At 70.1% G+C, this 15968-nt stretch carries 14 protein-coding genes and 1 pseudogene; 12 read left to right on the top strand and 3 right to left on the bottom strand.

What is annotated here, in order from left to right; all coding sequences use genetic code 11:
• The first annotated feature begins 155 nt into the window (after positions 1 to 155).
• The 10 genes from ftsZ to nrdR all read left to right on the top strand — a co-directional run bounded on the left by ftsZ (position 156) and on the right by nrdR (position 10965).
• On the top strand, positions 156 to 1355 hold the full coding sequence (gene ftsZ / locus GGQ69_RS07375; RefSeq protein ID WP_010143379.1) for a cell division protein FtsZ: 1200 nt from the start codon (positions 156 to 158) through the stop codon (positions 1353 to 1355).
• Positions 1352 to 2137: a polyphenol oxidase family protein gene (locus GGQ69_RS07370; protein WP_183526551.1), complete on the top strand. Its 786-nt coding sequence runs from the start codon at positions 1352 to 1354 to the stop codon at positions 2135 to 2137. The genes ftsZ and GGQ69_RS07370 overlap by 4 nt, the downstream gene beginning before the upstream one ends.
• Complete coding sequence (locus GGQ69_RS07365) at positions 2134 to 2958, top strand: YggS family pyridoxal phosphate enzyme (protein ID WP_183526549.1); 825 nt, start codon at positions 2134 to 2136, stop codon at positions 2956 to 2958. The genes GGQ69_RS07370 and GGQ69_RS07365 overlap by 4 nt, the downstream gene beginning before the upstream one ends.
• A gap of 80 nt (positions 2959 to 3038) precedes the next feature.
• Positions 3039 to 3620 (top strand): cell division protein SepF, encoded by a 582-nt coding sequence (locus GGQ69_RS07360; protein ID WP_183526546.1) that lies wholly within the window; start codon positions 3039 to 3041, stop codon positions 3618 to 3620.
• A 54-nt stretch (positions 3621 to 3674) separates the two neighbouring features.
• Positions 3675 to 3977, top strand: a complete 303-nt coding sequence (locus GGQ69_RS07355) for a YggT family protein (RefSeq protein ID WP_183526543.1) — start codon at positions 3675 to 3677, stop codon at positions 3975 to 3977.
• 168 nt (positions 3978 to 4145) lie between these two features.
• Positions 4146 to 4940 (top strand): DivIVA domain-containing protein, encoded by a 795-nt coding sequence (locus tag GGQ69_RS07350; protein WP_183526540.1) that lies wholly within the window; start codon positions 4146 to 4148, stop codon positions 4938 to 4940.
• Between the two features lie 152 nt (positions 4941 to 5092).
• A complete protein-coding gene (gene lspA / locus GGQ69_RS07345; RefSeq protein WP_010143373.1) occupies positions 5093 to 5671 on the top strand; it encodes a signal peptidase II in 579 nt (192 codons plus the stop codon).
• Between the two features lie 16 nt (positions 5672 to 5687).
• A complete protein-coding gene (locus tag GGQ69_RS07340) occupies positions 5688 to 6635 on the top strand; it encodes an RluA family pseudouridine synthase (protein ID WP_183528406.1) in 948 nt (315 codons plus the stop codon).
• 63 nt (positions 6636 to 6698) lie between these two features.
• A complete protein-coding gene (dnaE, locus tag GGQ69_RS07335; protein ID WP_183526537.1) occupies positions 6699 to 10292 on the top strand; it encodes a DNA polymerase III subunit alpha in 3594 nt (1197 codons plus the stop codon).
• A 178-nt stretch (positions 10293 to 10470) separates the two neighbouring features.
• The gene (nrdR, locus tag GGQ69_RS07330; RefSeq protein ID WP_029139032.1) at positions 10471 to 10965 is read left to right on the top strand and encodes a transcriptional regulator NrdR; all 495 of its coding nucleotides are present in this window, start codon (positions 10471 to 10473) and stop codon (positions 10963 to 10965) included.
• Positions 10966 to 11510: 545 nt separating this feature from the next.
• Here nrdR and ppgK read toward each other — a convergent pair.
• Positions 11511 to 12302: pseudogene (gene ppgK, locus GGQ69_RS16480) on the bottom strand (polyphosphate--glucose phosphotransferase); the annotation flags it as partial.
• 35 nt (positions 12303 to 12337) lie between these two features.
• Positions 12338 to 13294, bottom strand: a complete 957-nt coding sequence (map, locus tag GGQ69_RS07320) for a type I methionyl aminopeptidase (RefSeq protein ID WP_255459442.1) — start codon at positions 13292 to 13294, stop codon at positions 12338 to 12340.
• A 77-nt stretch (positions 13295 to 13371) separates the two neighbouring features.
• On the opposite strand from map, the gene GGQ69_RS07315 reads away from it, so the two are divergent.
• Positions 13372 to 13575 carry an SPOR domain-containing protein gene (locus tag GGQ69_RS07315; RefSeq protein ID WP_183526528.1) on the top strand — a complete coding sequence of 68 codons (204 nt, stop codon included), beginning with the start codon at positions 13372 to 13374 and terminating at the stop codon, positions 13573 to 13575.
• A gap of 85 nt (positions 13576 to 13660) precedes the next feature.
• On the opposite strand, the gene panB is transcribed toward GGQ69_RS07315, so the two are convergent.
• On the bottom strand, positions 13661 to 14503 hold the full coding sequence (gene panB, locus GGQ69_RS07310) for a 3-methyl-2-oxobutanoate hydroxymethyltransferase (protein WP_183526525.1): 843 nt from the start codon (positions 14501 to 14503) through the stop codon (positions 13661 to 13663).
• A gap of 121 nt (positions 14504 to 14624) precedes the next feature.
• On the opposite strand from panB, the gene GGQ69_RS07305 reads away from it, so the two are divergent.
• Positions 14625 to 15965: a glutamine synthetase family protein gene (locus GGQ69_RS07305; protein ID WP_010143363.1), complete on the top strand. Its 1341-nt coding sequence runs from the start codon at positions 14625 to 14627 to the stop codon at positions 15963 to 15965.
• Positions 15966 to 15968: the final 3 nt, after the last annotated feature.

Below are 15968 nucleotides of genomic sequence, written 5' to 3'. Positions count from 1 at the left end.
TCGGCACCATAACGTTTCACCCAGAACACAGGTTGACATAACACTAACCTTCAACCTGAACGTTAAGCCACCCGGAGGGCGTTGCGGCGTCCGATGGGCGTCCGGGGCGCAGGCCGGACAGCAGACAGACAGACACCGAACAAGGGACAAACACCGTGGCAGCACCCCAGAACTACCTGGCCGTCATCAAGGTCGTCGGCATCGGCGGCGCCGGCGTCAATGCCGTGAACCGCATGATCGACGTGGGACTCCGCGGCGTGGAGTTCATCGCCATCAACACCGATGCCCAGGCGCTGCTGATGAGTGACGCCGACGTCAAGCTGGACGTCGGGCGGGAGCTGACTCGCGGACTGGGTGCCGGGGCGAACCCGGAGGTGGGCCGCCAGGCCGCCGAGGACCACGCCGAGGAGATCGAAGAGGTCCTGCGCGGGGCCGACATGGTCTTCGTCACCGCCGGCGAGGGCGGCGGCACCGGTACCGGTGGCGCGCCGGTCGTCGCCCGCATCGCCCGCTCGCTGGGCGCCCTGACCATCGGCGTCGTGACCCGTCCGTTCACCTTCGAGGGCCGGCGCCGGGCCACCAGCGCCGAGTCCGGCATCGATGCCCTGCGCGACGAGGTCGACACCCTGATCGTGATCCCGAACGACCGGCTGCTGTCCATCTCCGACCGCAACGTCTCGGTCCTGGACGCCTTCAAGTCCGCCGACCAGGTGCTGCTCTCCGGCGTCCAGGGCATCACCGACCTGATCACCACCCCGGGCCTGATCAACCTCGACTTCGCCGACGTCAAGTCCGTCATGCAGGGTGCAGGATCGGCACTCATGGGCATCGGCTCCGCCCAGGGCGAGGACCGTGCCGTCAAGGCCGCCGAGCTGGCCATCGCGTCGCCGCTGCTGGAGGCCTCCATCGACGGTGCCCACGGCGTGCTGCTGTCCATCCAGGGCGGTTCCGACCTCGGCCTGTTCGAGATCAACGAGGCGGCCCGCCTCGTCCAGGAGGTGGCGCACCCGGAGGCCAACATCATCTTCGGTGCCGTCATCGACGACGCCCTCGGCGACGAGGCGCGCATCACCGTCATCGCCGCGGGCTTCGACCGGGTCGACGCCACCTCCGCGCCGGCGGGGGCCTACGGCACCGGGACCCGCCCGCAGGGCCAGCAGGCCGCCCCGCAGCCGGTGCCCAGCCAGTCACTCCCGGCCGCCCCGGTGGCGGTCCCCGTGCCGGCCCAGCCCGCCGCGGAGCCGTCCGGCTACCGCGCCGAACCGGCAGCCCAGCAGGACCTACCCACCGTCGTGGAGCCCGACCTGTCCGGCGGCAGCCGTGACGACCTGGACGTTCCCGACTTCCTGAAGTGACCGGAGGGCCGTTCGTGTTCCGCGTCTCGCCGTCTCCCGGTCTGCACATCGGCTTCACCGGGGTCGGCACCGGCAACCTCGCGTTCCATGTCTCCGGTGGGACGACGGCGCAATACCCCGGCCGTCCTGGGCCCGTGTCCGAGGCCAGGACCCGGCTGGAGCGGGAGATGGGCGTGGCGCCGGGGCGCACCGAGTACCTCACCCAGGTGCACTCCGCGCGCGTCGTCGAGGCGACCGGGAACGGATGGGGTGCACGCAGCGGCCCCGCCGAGGAGGCCGACGCCCTGGTCAGTCCGACGGGGCAGGACCCGCTGGCCGTCATGGTGGCAGACTGCCTGCCCGTCGTCTTCGCCTCCCGCCCCCCGGGCGGCGTGGACCTGACCGGGCCGACCGCGGTCGCCCATGCCGGACGCCGCGGACTGCTCGACGGCGTGCTGGAGGCCACCGTGGACCGGTTGCGGGGTTCCGGCGCCGGGAGCGCGCCCGGTGAGATCGAGGCCTGGGTGGGGCCGGGCATCTGCGGCCGGTGCTACGAGGTCCCCGAGGACATGCGCCGTGACGGCGCCTCGAGGATCCCGGCCGCGGACTCGACCACCTCCTGGGGAACGCCCGCGCTGGACCTTCCGGCGGGCGCGGTCGCCGTACTGGAGCGGCTCGGCGTGACGGTGCACCGCGATGACCGGTGCACCTTCGAGGACGGGCGGCTGTTCTCCCACCGCCGCGCACCGGGTGAGGGCCGATTCGCCGGGGTCGTCTGGCGCACCGGGGAGGGTGCGGCGTGAGCGGGGTGGAGCAGGGGCCGGGGCCCGGCCGGGCCGACGACGCCCGCGGACGGGAGCTCGCGGCCCGTCTCACCACCGTGCGCCACCGGGTCGAGGAGGCCACGCGCGCAGCGGGACGCTCCGACGTCCCCACGCTGATCGTCGTAACCAAGTTCCATCCGGCCGAGGACGTGGCCCGGCTGGCCGCACTCGGCGTGCGGGATGTCGGCGAGAACCGGGACCAGGAGGCCCGCGCCAAGGCGGCCGAGACGGAGCGGCTGACCGGGGTGCAGGCCCCGGACGGTCCCGCGGCCCCGGTGCGGTGGCACTTCATCGGCCAGTTGCAGTCCAACAAGGCCAAGTACCTGGTGCGCTATGCCTCCGCGGTGCACTCGGTCGACCGGGAGTCACTCGTGGACGCCCTCTCCGCGGCGATGGGGCGTGAACAGGCCAGGCGCGCGGAATCCGGACTGCAGGAACGGGATCCGCTGGACTGCCTGGTCCAGGTCGACCTGGACCCGCGGCCCGAACAGGACCGTCCGGCCGGCATCGGCGCCCGCGGCGGTGTCGACCCCGCCGCGGTGGGGGCCCTGGCCGACCGGATCGCGGCGGCCGACGGCCTGAGGTTGCGCGGCGTGATGGCGGTGGCCCCCCTGGGCCTGGACCCCGCCCCTGCCTTCGCGCGGCTGGCGGAACTCTCGGCCGCACTGACCGGAACGTACCCCGAGGCCACGTGGATCTCCGCGGGAATGAGCCAGGACCTGGAGCAGGCCATCTCCGCGGGAGCGACACACCTTCGGGTGGGAACCGATGTCCTCGGGCCCCGTGCGCCCGTGGGTTAACCTCGATAGTGTCCGCAGGACGGCAGATCTCCGCAGGGCCGGCAGCAGGCCGGGCGGCTTCCACACGGTGAGGATTTTCGATGGCTGGTGCACTGAAGAAGACCATGATCTACCTCGGGCTCGCCGATGGCGACGAGCAGTACGAGGAAGAGCAGCGGGCCACGGAGTCCCGTCGGCACGAGCGTGCCGACCGGAGCGAGGTCTCCGACCGCACGGATCATGACGATCGTGCCGACGCCGCCGAGGACTGGGACGAGGACAGCCGCCCGGAGCGCCCCCAGCCGAGCAGGGTGGCAGCGGCCCCGGTGGCGGAACGGGAGTACCGCGCACCGGTGACCCCGATCAAGCGTGCCGCCCACTCCCGTGAGGATGCCCCTGCCGTGCGTCAGATCACCACCGTGCACCCCCGCTCCTACAACGACGCCAAGGTCATCGGGGAGTCGTTCCGTGGCGGCATCCCGGTCATCATGAACGTGACGGACATGGGCGAGGCCGACGCCAAGCGGCTGGTGGACTTCTCCGCCGGCCTCGTGTTCGGGCTGCACGGTTCCATCGAGCGCGTCACCAACAAGGTGTTCCTGCTGACGCCGGCCCACATCCAGGTCCTCGGGGAGGATTCCTCCGGCACCGAGGACCAGGCCCACTTCTTCAACCAGAGCTGACACCCGTCGGGGAGTGACCCCTCCCGGACCCGACATGGTGTGGAATAGGCTGCCGTGACCCTCATCTTCTCCCTCCTCTACCTCGTCCTGGCGATCTTCCAGTTCCTGCTGCTGGTCCGGATCGTCTTCGACGTGGTCCAGTCCTTCGCCCGGGCCTGGCGCCCGCAGGGGTTCATCCTCGTGGTCGCCTCGACCGTCTACACCGTGACGGATCCGACGCTGCGGTGGCTGCGGTCCAAGATCCCCCCGCTGAACCTGGGCGGGATCGGGCTGGACATCGCCTTCCTCGTGCTGTTCGTGGTCGTCGTGCTGCTCAAGTCCGTGGTCGGGGCCCTGGCCGTCGGCTCGTTCGCCTGACCCCCGCCGGACCTGCGCCGTGGCCGGCTGGTGCCGAAGTCCCGGCCGGGACACCGGTGGTAGCCTGAACTGCAGTGTGGCCCTCGTGCGCGGAGAAGCCGTGGCGTGGCGCCACGGGACGACCATTGCCCCTCCGCGGGCAGACCTGACAAGTATTGGGGTGACCACATGGCACTGACGCCGGAAGACGTTGTGAACAAGCGGTTCCAGCCGACCAAGTTCCGCGAGGGATACGACCAGGACGAGGTCGATGACTTCCTGGACGAGATCGTCGTCGAGCTGCGCCGGCTGAACCAGGAGAACGACGAACTGCGTCGCAAGGTCGCCGAGCTCCAGTCCGGCGGTGCCTCCGGGTCCACCGTTCCCGCCCCGGTCTCCGCCGAGGACGCGGAGGACGAGGGGACCGTCGCCACCGGCACCTCCGTCCAGGAGGCCGCCGCAGGCACCCCGTCCACCCCTGTCGCCGAGGCGGCCTCCACCGAGGACACCGGCACCAGCCAGAAGCCGGCCGCCTCCGTGCCCGCGGCCAAGGACTCGGACGAGGTCATCGAGGCGGTGCCGGCCGTCGCGCCGGCTGCGACCGCGGACACGCCGACCACCGCCGTACCGGCCGCACCCGCCGCGGACAGTGGCCGCGAGGCCGTCGCCACCTCGGCCGCCGGCGTGCTCGCCATGGCCCAGAAGCTGCACGACGACTTCGTCGCCGAGGGCGAGGCCAAGCGCGAGCAGATCATCGCCGACGCCCAGTCCGAGGCCGACGGCCTGGTCAACGACGCCCAGGAGAAGTCCCGGAAGACGCTGGCCGAGCTGGAGGAGAAGAAGTCCGTGCTCGAGCGCAAGGTCGAGCAGCTCAAGGGCTTCGAGCGCGACTACCGTGCGCGGCTGAAGGCCTACATCGAGGGTCAGCTGCGCGACCTGCAGAGCCAGGGCCCGATCCAGGACGAGGTCACCGCCACCAGCTGACCGGTGCGGGCCGTCCCGACGGCCCACCGCTCACGCCGGCAGATCCAGACCGGATCCGGGGCCGGCCACGGGAGGACCGTGGCCGGCCCCGCGTCTCTGCCCGTCGCGGCCCCCCGTTCCCCCGTTCCCGCCGATCCGAGAGACCCCACCGCGTGACCGACACCGAACCGACCGTCCCGGCGCATCCGGACGCGGAACGAACCCCGAGGCGTCGCCGCGGCTGGATCGCCGTGCTGGTCCTGGCCGTGGGCTACGTCCTGGACCAGCTGACCAAGCGCTGGGTGGAGACGACCATGGCCGAGGGGCAGGTCATCGACGTCCTGCCCCCGCTGCTGCGCTGGCACTTCATCCGGAACCCCGGGGCGGCCTTCTCGATCGGCGAGGACCACACCTGGGTCTTCACGATCATCCAGGCGGCGGTGGCGGTGTTCGTGGTGGTGTTGCTGTTCCGGGTCCGCTCGACCGCCTGGGCCCTGGCCCTGGGCGGCCTGCTCGGTGGAGTGCTCGGCAACCTCACCGACCGCCTGCTGCGGCCCCCGGCCTTCGGCGTCGGCCACGTGGTGGACTTCATCGCCCTGCCCAACTTCGCCATCTTCAACATCGCCGACTCGCTGATCGTCTGCTCGATGATCGGCATCGTGCTGCTGATGTTCACCGGCCGCCGGCTCGACGGGACGCGGGAGCCCGCCCAGGCCCCTCGCCCGGCGGCCCCGGGGGAGGACCGTGACTGATACCGCACCCGGACCCCTGCCCGGCCCGGCCGTCGTCGTCCCCGGCCCGGCCGACGTCGGCCGGCGGGTGGATGCGGTCCTGGCCCGCGCCCTCGGGGTGTCCCGCACCAAGGCCGGCGCCTGGTGTGCCGACGGCCGGGTGACGCAGCGCCGCACCGGCGCGGCGTCCGGTGCGCAGACCGTGCAGAAGTCGGCGAAGGCCGTCGCGGGAACCGAACTCGTGGTGGACGTGCCCGAGGAGACCGACCCGCTCGAGGTGAAGGTGGAGATCGTGGAGGACCTGACCATCCTGGCTGACGACCCGGACTATGTCGTCGTGGACAAGCCCGTGGGCGTGGCCGCCCACCCGTCGCCGGGTTGGGTCGGGCCGACCGTCGTCGGCGGCCTGGCGGGTGCCGGGTACCGGATCTCGACGTCGGGGGCACCGGAGCGGCAGGGCATCGTGCACCGGCTGGACGTGGGCACCTCCGGTGTCATGGTGGTGGCCAAGTCCGAGCGGGCCTACACCGCCCTGAAGGACGCGTTCCGTGACCGGACCCCGAAGAAGACCTACCACGCCGTGGTGCAGGGACTGCCGGACCCCCTGAACGGCACCATCGACGCGCCGATCGGCCGTCACCCCGGTCACGACTGGAAGTTCGCCGTCCTCGACGGAGGACGGGACTCGGTGACGCACTACCGGACCCTGGAGGCCTTCGGCCGGGCGACCCTGGTCGAGGTGCAGCTCGAGACCGGCCGGACCCACCAGATCCGCGTCCACTTCGCCGCGCTGCGCCATCCCTGTGCCGGGGACCTGACCTACGGGGCGGACCCGAAGCTCGCCGCCGAGCTCGGGCTGACCCGGCAGTGGCTGCACGCCCGCCGGCTGGGCTTCTCCCACCCCGTGACGGGGGAATGGGTCGAGTACGAGAGCCCGTACCCGCATGACCTGGCCTACGCCCTGGACGTCCTCCGGGGCCACTAGGGTGGTACGGCACCACGAATCAGTTGTACGGCAACGCAGCAGGGCAGTAGGGAAGAGCGGACAATGACGGCGACCACATCGGCAACGGGACAGGCCTCGCGGGACGGCGGATTCGCCCACCTGCACACCCACACCGAGTACTCGATGCTCGACGGGGCCGCCAAGCTCAGCGAGCTCTTCGTCGAGACCGAACGCCTCGGCATGGACTCGATCGCCATCACCGACCACGGGTACCTGTTCGGTGCCTTCGACTTCTGGAAGAAGGCGACGGACGCGGGCATCAGGCCGATCATCGGTCTCGAGGCCTACCTGACGCCGGGTCAGCAGCACCGCACGGACAAGACCAAGGTCCGCTGGGGCGAACAGCACCAGCGCGGGGACGACGTCTCCGGCGGCGGTGCGATCACGCACATGACCCTGCTGGCCAAGGACAACACCGGCATGCACAACCTGTTCCGGGCCGGCTCGATCGCCTCCCTGGACTCCGTGTACGCCAAGTGGCCCCGGATCGACCGGGAGCTGCTCTCCACGTACTCATCCGGGTTGATCGGGACCACGGGATGCCCGTCCGGTGAGGTCCAGACCCGGCTGCGGCTGGGCCAGTACAAGGAGGCGGTGGAGGCCGCGGCAGAGTTCCGCGACATCTTCGGCAAGGGCAACTTCTACTGCGAGCTGATGCAGCACGGTCTCGACCTGGAGAAGCGCGTGGTCCCGGACCTGCTCCGGCTGGCCAAGGACCTGGACCTGCCCCTGGTCGCCACCAACGACCTGCACTACACGCATGAGCACGACGCCAAGCCGCACGAGGCGCTGCTGGCCATCCAGTCCGGGTCCACCCTGCTGGAACCCACCTACGACCAGGGCGGCTCCCGGTTCGCCTTCACCGGCACGGAGTTCTACCTGAAGTCCCCGCGGCAGATGCGGGACCTGTTCTCGGAGTTCCCCGAGGCGTGTGACAACACCCTGCTCATCGCCGAGCAGTGCGAGGTCTCCTTCGACACATCCGCCAACTACATGCCCAAGTTCCCCTGCCCTCCGGGGGAGGACGAGACCAGCTGGCTGACCAAGGAGGTCGCCACGGGGCTGAAGCACCGCTACCCCGACGGCGTACCGGACCACGTGCGCAAGCAGGCGGACTACGAGCTCGACGTCATCATCTCCATGGGCTTCCCGGGCTACTTCCTCGTGGTCGCCGACTTCATCAACTGGGCCAAGGACCACGGCATCCGCGTCGGGCCAGGCCGCGGTTCCGGGGCCGGCTCCATGGTCGCCTACGCCCTGAAGATCACCGAGCTCGACCCGCTCGAGCACGGCCTGATCTTCGAGCGATTCCTCAACCCGGACCGCGTGTCCATGCCGGACTTCGACGTCGACTTCGACGATCGCCGCCGCTCCGAGGTGATCGACTACGTCACGGAGAAGTACGGTGACGAGCGCGTGGCCATGATCGTCACCTACGGCACCATCAAGACCAAGCAGGCGCTCAAGGACTCTGCGCGCGTGATGGGCTTCCCGTTCTCCATGGGCGAGACGCTGACGAAGGCGTTGCCACCGGCGGTGATGGCCAAGGACATCCCGCTCAAGGACATCGAGGACAAGGACGCCAAGAGGTACTCGGAGGCGGGGGAGTTCCGGGAGCTGGTCGCCACGGACCCGGACGCCGCGAAGGTCTTCGAGACCGCCAAGGGCGTCGAGGGGCTGAAGCGCCAGTGGGGTGTGCACGCCGCGGGCGTGATCATGTCCTCGGAGCCGATCATCGACGTCATCCCGATCATGCGCCGCATGCAGGACGGCCAGGTCATCACGCAGTTCGACTACCCCACCGCCGAGGGGCTCGGACTGATCAAGATGGACTTCCTGGGCCTGCGGAACCTGACGATCATCTCCGACGCCCTCGAGAACATCACGGCCAACCAGGGATTCGACCTGGACTTGGAGTCCCTCGCGTTCGACGACCGGGCGTCCTACGAACTGCTCGCCCGGGGGGACACCCTGGGCGTGTTCCAGCTCGACGGCGGGCCGATGCGCTCGCTGCTGAAGATGATGAAGCCGGACAACTTCGAGGACATCTCGGCGACCATCGCCCTGTACCGGCCGGGGCCCATGGGTGCCAACTCGCACACGAACTACGCGCTGCGCAAGAACGGCCAGCAGGAGATCACCCCGATCCATCCCGAGCTCGAGGAACCCCTCAGGGAGATCCTCGACACCACCTATGGCCTGATCGTGTATCAGGAGCAGGTCATGGCCATCGCGCAGAAGGTCGCCGGCTTCAGCCTCGGACAGGCGGACATCCTCCGCCGCGCCATGGGCAAGAAGAAGAAGTCCGAGCTGGACAAGCAGTACGTCGGCTTCCACCAGGGGATGGTCGACCACGGGTATTCCGAGGCGGCCATCAAGGCGCTGTGGGACATCCTGCTGCCGTTCTCGGACTACGCCTTCAACAAGGCGCACTCCGCGGCGTACGGCCTGGTGTCCTACTGGACGGCCTACCTCAAGGCGCACTACCCGGCCGAGTACATGGCCGCGCTGCTGACCTCCGTCGGTGACGACAAGGACAAGATGGCCATGTACCTCAACGAGTGCCGCCGCATGGGCATCACGGTGCTGCCCCCGGACGTCAACGAGTCCTCCCTCTACTTCACCCCGGTCGGCAGGGACATCCGCTTCGGCATGGGCGCCGTGCGCAACGTGGGCTCGAACGTGGTCACCGCCATGGTGGACGCCCGCGAGGAGAAGGGGGACTTCGGCTCGTTCCCGGACTTCTTCAAGAAGGTGCCCGCGGTGGTCTGCAACAAGCGCACCATCGAGTCGATGATCAAGGCCGGCGCCTTCGACTCACTCGGGCACTCGCGCCGGGCGCTGCTGGCCATCCACGAGGAGGCCGTGGACGCCACCGTGGCCCAGAAGCGCCAGGAGGCGAACAACCAGTTCGACTTCTTCTCCATCCTCGAGGCCGAGGGTGGAGAGGCGGCCGACGCCGGGCTGGGGCTGGAGGTCCCCGACATGCCCGAGTGGGACAAGAAGGACAAGCTCACCTTCGAGCGGGAGATGCTCGGCCTCTACGTCTCGGACCATCCCCTGCAGGGGCTGGACGGTGTCCTGGCCCAGCACGCGGACACGTCCATCTCGCACATCATCTCCGACGACGGCCCAGCGGACGGTGCGCAGGTCACCATCGCCGGGCTCATCACCTCGCTGCAGCGGCGGATCGCCAAGAGCTCCGGCAACGCCTACGCCCGGTGCGAGGTCGAGGACCTGGGTGCCTCGATGGAGGTCATGTTCTTCGGCCAGGCCTACGCCCCGATCGCCACGATGCTGGCCGAGGACCTGGTGGTCGCGATCAAGGGCCGGGTCCAGCGGCGCGACGACGGGTCGATCACCCTCAGCGCCCAGGAGCTGACCATCCCGGACCTGTCCGGGGGGCATTCGGGACCGGTGTCCATCACCATGCCGGCCTTCAAGGCCAACGAGACCGTGGTCTCCGCCCTGGGGGACGTGCTGAAGACCCACCCCGGGACCACGGAGGTGCGGCTCAGGCTGGCGGGGAACCGGACCATGGAGATCATGCAGCTCGGACCGGACTTCCGGGTCAGTCCCAACCCTGCCCTGTTCGGTGACCTCAAGGTGCTGCTCGGCCCGGCCTGTCTGGAGTGAGCCCGGACCGGCTGGAGGGGCCGACCTGCCGGCCCCGGTCCGGCTTCCGCCCCGGCCCGCCGCCCGGAACACTACATGTGGTGATGTGCCGATTGTGGTGACGCCATATGTGGGATTATGATGAGGGCGTTCACCCGAACGGCCCACGGCGGGCCCGCCGACTGCAGAAGGGGAGTCCATGCACTGTCCCTTCTGTCGTCATGAGGATTCCCGGGTGGTGGACTCCCGGTCCCTCGACGACGGATCCGCCATCCGCCGGCGACGGCAGTGCCAGTCCTGCGGCAAGCGGTTCACCACCATGGAGACCACGGCCCTGACCGTGGTCAAGCGCTCCGGGGTGGCGGAGCCGTTCGACCGCTCCAAGGTCATCAACGGCGTTCGCAAGGCCTGTCAGGGGCGGCCGGTGACCAACGACGACCTGGCCATGCTCGCCCAGGAGGTGGAGGAGACCATCCGCGCCACCGGCAACGCCGAGGTGGACGCCCACGAGGTGGGGCTCGCGATCCTCGACCCCCTGCGCCGGCTGGACCAGGTGGCGTACCTGCGCTTCGCGTCGGTCTACCAGGACTTCGACTCGCTCGACGACTTCGCCCGTGCCGTGGAGGAGCTGCGCGAGGCGGGGAACAGGCCCGAGACGGTCAGGGCCCTGCAGCCGCGGTTGTTCACCCGCTGAGCGCGGGAGCCCGTGACGGGCCCATCAGACTGCCGATGGTGGTTCCGGAGGGGAAGCCGGAGCCACCATCGGCCACCACGGCCCAGCGGGGCGGTCGTGACGCCGGCAGAGCCCGGAGGCTACCGACTGGAGCGGCGGATCGCCTTCTCCATGGCCTTGTGGACGGCCTGGGCCTCCTTGGCCGCTTTGCGCTCGGCCTTGGCGGCCCGCTTCGCGGCCTTGTCGGCCTTCTTCCGCAACCGGGCCGCCTTGTCCTGGACGGCCGTGGATGCCTTTCCCGGCTTGCCCTGTTTGCCCGGCTTGTCCGCCGTGACCCCCTGGGCGGTCTTCCCGGCCTTGCCCGCCGTCCCGCTCGCGACCGTCTCGGCCGCGGCCGCGCGCTCCGCCGCCTGGCGGGCCCCTCCGGCCATGCCCGTGCCCGTCGTCGCGCTCCGTCCGGTGCCGGCCTGGTCGGCCTCCACCCGGCGTGCGATCTCCTGGTCGGCCGCCCTCCGGGCGGTCTGCAGCACGGATGCCCGGGCGGGGGACTGGGCCATCACGTCGGTGGCCCACAGTGCGGCTCCCACGATCCCGGCGTTGTTCTGCAGTGCGGCCGGCACGATCGGGGTGCGCAGGCGCAACAGCGGGAGGTAGTCCTGGGGGCGCTTGGAGATGCCGCCGCCGACGATGATCAGGTCCGGGTAGAAGATGCCCTCCACGTAGGAGAAGTAGCGCTGGAGCCGCTCGGCGTACTCCGGCCAGTCCAGTCCGTCCCGCTCGCGGGCGGACGCCGAGGCCCGCTGCTCGGCGATCGCCCCGTCGAGCTCGATGGTGCCCGGTTCCAGGTTCGGCACCAGTTCGCCGTCCCTGAACAGTCCGCCCCCGATGCCGGTGCCGAGGGTGAGGACGAGGACCGTGCCCGGCACGCCCCGGCCCGCACCGAACCGGACCTCGGCCAGTCCGGCGGCGTCGGCGTCGTTCAGGGTGGCCACCGGGCGCTTGAGGTGCTCGGAGAACAGCGCGTCCACGTCGGTGCCGATCCAGGACCGGTCGATGTTCGTCGCCGTGCGGCAGATCCCGTTCTGGATGGCGGCGGGGAAGCACACGCCGGCCATCAGGGTCGCCGGCGGGGCCTCGGGCCGGGAGTCCAGCTCGGCCGCGATCTCGGCCAGGACCCCGGCGACCGTGTCCGGGACGGCCGGCTTCGGCGTGGGGATCCGGTACCGCTTGCCGACCAGCTGGCCGGTGTCCGGGCCGGCGCCGAGCTGGACGATCCCGCCCTTCATGCCGGTACCGCCGACGTCGATCCCGAGGGCGGTGTGTGCCCCGGTGGCAGGGTCGGTTCTCTGCTGCGCCATGGAAGTGCTCCTAGGGGTGTCGACGGGGGACGTGGTCAGGGCAGGGTCAGGATGTCCGCGCCGTCGTCGGTGACGACCAGCGTGTGCTCGAACTGGGCGGTGCGCCTGCGGTCCCGGGTGACCACGGTCCAGCCGTCGTCCCACTGGTCCCACGCGATGGAGCCGAGGGTGATCATGGGCTCGATGGTGAACACCATGCCGGGGACCATGAGCCGGTTGTGCGCCGGGGCGGCGTCGTAGTGGGGGATGACCAGTCCGGAGTGGAACTCCCGCCCGACGCCGTGGCCGATGAAGTCCCGCACCACGCCGTAGCCGAACCGCTTGGCGTAGGACTCGATGGCGCGGCCGATGACGTTGATCTCCCGGCCCGGCTTGACGGCCTTGATGCCCCGCATCATCGCCTCGTGCGTGCGCTCGACCAGCAGGGCGGACTCCTCGTCCACGGTGCCGACGGTGAAGGTCATGTTGTGGTCGCCGTGGTGGCCGTCCAGGTAGGCGGTGATGTCGAGGTTGATGATGTCCCCGTCCTCGAGCACCGTGTCGTCCGGGATGCCGTGGCAGATGACCTCGTTGAGCGAGGTGCAGATGGACTTGGGGAATCCCTTGTAGCCGAGGCAGGAGGGGTAGGCTCCGTGGCCGATGAGGTACTCGTGGGCCACCCTGTCCAGTTCGGCCGTGGTCACCCCGGGGGTGATGTGCTTCGCCGTCTCCTGCATGGCCCGGGCGGCCAGCCGCCCCGCGGCGCGGATCCTCTCGATGCCCTCGGCATCGTAGACGTCCGACCCCTTGCCCTCGTCCGCGGTGGCCTTCCCCACGTACTCCGGGCGGTCGATGGAGGCGGGTACGGCCAGCGGCGGGGCGACGACGCCCGGGGCCAGGGTGCCCACGGGCGCCAGGGAGCCGGGCTGGCCGGCAGGCGGCCCGGCGGGGGCCGGGCCGTTGTGGCCGGCTGCGGTCCCGGCGGGGACGGTGGCGGTTCGGGTGGACGTCATGGAGCCTTCGGACATGTTTCGATCCTATCGCCGTCCCGACGGACCCGGATCGCCGGGATCGACCCTAGGCTGGTGCCATGAGCGAATACTGGTACAACGTCGTCACCAAGACCGTCGAGGAAGGCCCCCAGTCGGACTGGTCGAAGCTGCTGGGCCCCTACACCACCCGCGAGGAGGCCGAGGGCGCGATCGCGCAGGTGCAGGCCAACAACGAGCGCTGGGACGAACGCGAGGGCGAGGACTCCAACTGGGACAACAACCCCACCAACGACCGGGACTGAGTCCGCGGTCCGCCGCCCGCGCCCCGTGGCCCGGCGGACCGCCCCGCCGGGTCCGTGCAGGACGGGGCCCGGGGGCACCGGAACCTCAGGACTCGAAGCCGTGCTCCGCGGCCGGGAAGGTGCCCTCCAGCACGTCCCGGCGGTAGGCGGCCGCGGCCTCGCCGACGATCGAGCGCAGGTCCGCGTACTGCTTGACGAACCGGGGCATCCTCCCGGCCCGCAGGCCCAGCATGTCCTGCCACACCAGCACCTGTCCCGTGGTCCCGGCACCGGCACCGATGCCGATGGTGGGCACGCGCAGGGCCTCGTCCACCTGGCGGGCCACGTCGGCGGGCACCATCTCCATCAGGACCGCAAAGGCCCCGGCGTCCTGGAGCACCGTGGCCTCACGGATCATGGACGCGGCGGCGCCCTCGCCGCGGCCCTGGACGCGGTACCCGCCCAGGACGTTCTCGGACTGCGGCGTGAAGCCGATGTGGGCCATCACCGGCACGCCGGCATCGGTCATCATGGCCACGTGGTCCGCGTACCGGATCCCGCCCTCCATCTTCACGGCGTGCACCCCGGCCTCCTTGACGAGCCGGATGGCACTGGCGGTGGCCTGTTCGGGGGAGACCTCGTACGAGCCGAACGGCAGGTCGCAGATGACCATCGCATGAGTGGTGCCGCGCACCACGGAACCGGCGAAGACGATCATCTCCTCCATGGTGATCGGCAGCGTCGTGGCGTGGCCCATCACGTTGTTGGCGGCCGAATCGCCCACGAGGATCGTCTCAAGGCCGGCCTCGTCGAACACCTGGGCCATCTGGAAGTCGTAGGCGGTGAGCATGGCGAACCGGCGACCCTCGTCCTTGGCCTGCTGCAGGTGCGCGGTACGGTACCGGGCCGGGGTCTTGGCGGCGTACGGTGCGGTCTCGTTCTCAGCCATGACCGCAGTCTAGTGTCGCCGGCGCTGACCTCGGGGCATGTCCGGCGTGACCGCGCACGGGAGTGCTCCCACCGCTACAGTGGAGCCAACGTCCCGATCCGACAGGAGGCAGCCACGAACGATGGATCGCCAACAGGAGTTTGTACTCAGGACCATCGAGGACCGGGACGTGCGGTTCGTGCGCCTGTGGTTCACCGACGTGACCGGGACGCTGAAGTCCGTGGCCCTGGCGCCCGCCGAGGTGGAGGGGGCCTTCGCGGAGGGGCTGGGCTTCGACGGGTCCTCCATCGACGGCTACACCCGCATCTTCGAGTCCGACATGCTGCTGCAGCCGGATCCCTCGACCTTCCAGATCCTGCCCTGGCGCGGTGAGGAGGAGCCGACATCGCGGATGTTCTGCGACGTGCTCACCCCGGACGGCGAACCGTCCGCGGCGGATCCCCGGAACGTGCTGCGCCGCCAGCTGTCCCGGGCCGCGGACATGGGCTTCACCTTCTACACGCACCCGGAGATCGAGTTCTACCTGTTGGCCTCGAAGGAACCGGGGCCGGACGGCCAACCGGTCCCGGTGGACCAGGCCGGGTACTTCGACCACGAGCCCGGCGGGGTGGCCACGGACTTCCGCCGCCACGCGGTGAACATGCTGGAGGCCATCGGGATCTCCGTGGAGTTCAGCCACCACGAGTCCGGACCGGGCCAGAACGAGATCGACCTGAGGTACGCGGACGCGCTGCAGACGGCGGACAACATCATGACGTTCCGCACGGTCATCAAGGAGGTGGCCCAGCTACAGGGCAACTACGCCACGTTCATGCCCAAGCCCTTCGGGGACCACGCCGGCTCCGGGATGCACACCCACTTCTCCCTCTTCGAGGGTGACTCCAACGCCTTCTTCGAGCCCGGTGCGGAGTTCCACCTGTCCACCACCGCCCGCCGGTTCATTGCCGGACTGCTGCACCACAGCGTGGAGATCACGGCGATCACCCACCAGTTCGTCAACTCCTACAAGCGTCTCTGGGGCGGTGGCGAGGCGCCCGCCTACGTCTCCTGGGGTCACAACAACCGCTCCGCCCTGGTCCGGGTGCCCCTGTACAAGCCGGACAAGGCGGGGTCCGCCCGCGTGGAGTACCGCGGCATCGACGCCTCCGCCAACCCGTACCTCACCTACGCCGTCCTGCTGGCGGCCGGGTTGAAGGGGATCGAGGAGGAGTACGAACTCCCGGAGGCGGCGGCGGAGGACGTCAACGCCCTGACCGCCATGGAACGCCGTGCCCTGGGGCACGATCCGCTGCCGGGCACCCTGCACGATGCCCTGCGGATCATGGAGGAGTCCGAGTTCGTCGCCGGGGTGCTGGGGGAGCAGGTGTTCGAGAACTACCTGCGCAACAAGCGCCAGGAATGGGACGAGTACCGGATCAAGGTCACCCCCTACGAACTGCAGCGGTACCTCGGCATCCTGTAGAGC

This window comes from Micrococcus sp. TA1 (assembly GCF_014199555.1).
Lineage (GTDB): Bacteria > Actinomycetota > Actinomycetes > Actinomycetales > Micrococcaceae > Citricoccus.
The sequence above is the reverse complement of the archived record's forward strand: the minus strand, read 5'-3'. Positions and strand labels throughout refer to the sequence as shown.

What these genes read in the sequence shown, in the direction of transcription:
- GGQ69_RS07360 (WP_183526546.1), top strand. Translation starts at nt 3,039, where the DNA reads ATGGCTGGTGCACTGAAGAAGACCATGATCTACCTCGGGCTCGCCGAT.
- GGQ69_RS07350 (WP_183526540.1), top strand. Translation starts at nt 4,146, where the DNA reads ATGGCACTGACGCCGGAAGACGTTGTGAACAAGCGGTTCCAGCCGACC.
- dnaE (WP_183526537.1), top strand. Translation starts at nt 6,699, where the DNA reads ATGACGGCGACCACATCGGCAACGGGACAGGCCTCGCGGGACGGCGGA.
- nrdR (WP_029139032.1), top strand. Translation starts at nt 10,471, where the DNA reads ATGCACTGTCCCTTCTGTCGTCATGAGGATTCCCGGGTGGTGGACTCC.
- map (WP_255459442.1), bottom strand. Translation starts at nt 13,294, where the DNA reads ATGACGTCCACCCGAACCGCCACCGTCCCCGCCGGGACCGCAGCCGGC.
- GGQ69_RS07315 (WP_183526528.1), top strand. Translation starts at nt 13,372, where the DNA reads ATGAGCGAATACTGGTACAACGTCGTCACCAAGACCGTCGAGGAAGGC.
- panB (WP_183526525.1), bottom strand. Translation starts at nt 14,503, where the DNA reads ATGGCTGAGAACGAGACCGCACCGTACGCCGCCAAGACCCCGGCCCGG.
- GGQ69_RS07305 (WP_010143363.1), top strand. Translation starts at nt 14,625, where the DNA reads ATGGATCGCCAACAGGAGTTTGTACTCAGGACCATCGAGGACCGGGAC.